Origin of the sequence: Agathobacter ruminis (assembly GCF_002735305.1) — a bacterium.
GTDB lineage: Bacteria > Bacillota > Clostridia > Lachnospirales > Lachnospiraceae > Roseburia > Roseburia ruminis.
On sequence record NZ_PDYG01000050.1, the window covers coordinates 1 to 2892 of the forward strand.

The 2892-nt window shown below is 51.0% G+C and carries 1 rRNA gene; it reads left to right on the forward strand.

Annotation, left to right across the window (positions count from 1 at the left end):
• Positions 1-2842, forward strand: a 23S ribosomal RNA gene (locus tag CSX02_RS07695); the annotation flags it as partial.
• Positions 2843-2892: the final 50 nt, after the last annotated feature.

The following is a 2892-nucleotide window of genomic DNA, read 5'->3' on the forward strand; positions in this document are numbered from 1 at the left end:
GATGAAAGACGTGATAAGCTGCGAAAAGCCACGGGGAGGTGCACATAACCTTTGATCCGTGGATGTCTGAATGGGGAAACCCGGTACGGAAAACCCGTATCAACCATAGCCCAATACATAAGCTATGGTGGGGAACCGCCTGAACTGAAACATCTAAGTAGGGCGAGGAAGAGAAAACAACATGTGATTTTGTGAGTAGCGGCGAGCGAAAGCGAAAGAGGGCAAACCGGTGTGCGTGCATGCCGGGGTTCGGACTGCATAATTGATTCAACGATTCTAGCAGAACGGTTTTGGGAAAGCCGGCCAGAGAGGGTGAAAGCCCCGTAAGCGAAAGGAGAGTTGACATGGCAGTATCCAGAGTACATCGAGACACGTGAAACCTTGATGGAACGCGCGGGGACCACCCCGTAACCCTAAATACTCCTTAGTGACCGATAGCGCATAGTACTGTGAAGGAAAGGTGAAAAGGACCCCGGGAGGGGAGTGAAAGAGAACCTGAAACCCTGTGTTTACAAGCTGTGGAAGATCCTTATGAGATCAACCGCGTACTTTTTGTAGAACGGTCCGGCGAGTTACGCTTACTGGCGAGGTTAAGCACTTAAGGTGTGGAGCCGAAGGGAAACCAAGTCTTAATAGGGCGACTAGTCAGTAGGAGTAGACCCGAAACCGGGTGATCTATCCATGGTCAGGTTGAAGCTGCCGTAAGAGGTAGTGGAGGACCGAAGCCACATCCGTTGAAAAGGGTGGGCATGAACTGTGGATAGGGGAGAAATTCCAATCGAACCCGGAGATAGCTGGTTCTCCTCGAAATAGCTTTAGGGCTAGCCTCGGTTTAGTCTGGTGGAGGTAGAGCACTGAATTTCTGCGGGGGCGTCAAAGCTTACCAAGGGATATCAAACTCCGAATGCCATACAGATGATGACCGGGAGTCAGACTACACGAGATAAGTTGGGTAGTCAAAAGGGAAACAGCCCAGACCTACAGCTAAGGTCCCAAAGTACGTGTTAAGTGGAAAAGGATGTGGGAATTCGAAGACAACTAGGATGTTGGCTCAGAAGCAGCCATTCATTCAAAGAGTGCGTAACAGCTCACTAGTCGAGAGTTCCTGCGCCGAAAATGTCCGGGGCTAAAACACGACACCGAAGCTTAGGAATTACATTAGTAATTGGTAGAGGAGCATTCTTATATGCGACGAAGCTGTACCGTAAGGAGCAGTGGAGAAATAAGAAGAGAGAATGCCGGAATGAGTAGCGAGAGAAAGGTGAGAATCCTTTCGGCTGAATATCCAAGGTTTCCAGCGTAAAGCTGATCTGCGCTGGGTAAGTCGGGACCTAAGGAGAGGCCGCGAGGCGTATCCGATGGACAACAGGTTTAGATTCCTGTACCGCACATAATCAGAACTGTAGGGACGCATGTGGAGAGCACGAGCCGGGAATGGAAAAACCGGTACAAGCGAGGTAGATGGCTGTTAGGCAAATCCGGCAGTCAAATCGAAGACGTGATGTGGAGCGAACTTAAGTAGCGAAGCGTGTGAGCCATGTGCCGAGAAAAGCTGCTATTGTGTTATGTGTGCCCGTACCGTAAACCGACACAGGTGGATGAGGAGAGAATCCTAAGGCCGACGGAAGAAGCATTGTTAAGGAATTCGGCAAAATGACCCCGTAACTTCGGGAGAAGGGGTGCCTCGAAAGAGGCCGCAGAGAATAGGCTCAAGCAACTGTTTAGCAAAAACACAGGTCTATGCGAAACCGAAAGGTGAAGTATATGGGCTGACGCCTGCCCGGTGCTGGAAGGTTAAGAGGAGAGGTTAGCTTCGGCGAAGCTTTGAATTTAAGCCCCAGTAAACGGCGGCCGTAACTATAACGGTCCTAAGGTAGCGAAATTCCTTGTCGGGTAAGTTCCGACCCGCACGAAAGGCGTAATGATTTGAGCACTGTCTCGACAATGCATCCGGTGAAATTGAAGTACCAGTGAAGATGCTGGTTACCCGCGCCAGGACGGAAAGACCCCATGGAGCTTTACTCCAGTTTGATACTGGGATTCGGTATTGCACGTACAGGATAGGTGGGAGACAAAGAAGAATGGACGCCAGTCTGTTTGGAGTCGCTGTTGGGATACCACCCCTGCAATACTGGGTTTCTAACCTGTGGCCGTAATCCGGTCAGGGGACAATGTCAGGCGGGGAGTTTGACTGGGGCGGTCGCCTCCGAAAGGGTATCGGAGGCGCTCAAAGGTTCCCTCAGAATAGTTGGAAACTATTTGCAGAGTGCAAAGGCATATGGGAGCTTGACTGCGACACCGACGGGTGGAGCAGGTACGAAAGTAGGACTTAGTGATCCGGTGGTATAAAGTGGGATTGCCATCGCTCAACGGATAAAAGCTACCCTGGGGATAACAGGCTTATCACTCCCAAGAGTTCACATCGACGGAGTGGTTTGGCACCTCGATGTCGGCTCATCGCATCCTGGGGCTGTAGCAGGTCCCAAGGGTTGGGCTGTTCGCCCATTAAAGCGGTACGCGAGCTGGGTTCAGAACGTCGTGAGACAGTTCGGTCCCTATCCGGCGCGGGCGGAGGAAATTTGAGAGGAGCTGTCCTTAGTACGAGAGGACCGGGATGGACGGACCACTGGTGTATCTGTTGTCGACCAACGGCATAGCAGAGTAGCCAAGTCTGGAAGGGATAAACGCTGAAGGCATCTAAGCGTGAAGCCCCCCTCAAGATGAGATTTCCCCTCCTATAAGGAGATAAGACCCCTGAGAGACTATCAGGTAGATAGGGCAGAGGTGGAAGCATGGTAACATGTGGAGCTGACTGTTACTAATCGGTCGAAGGCTTGACCAATGGTTAGGCATTAAAGTTTGTAAGAGATGTGAATGTATGAAGTTTTGAAG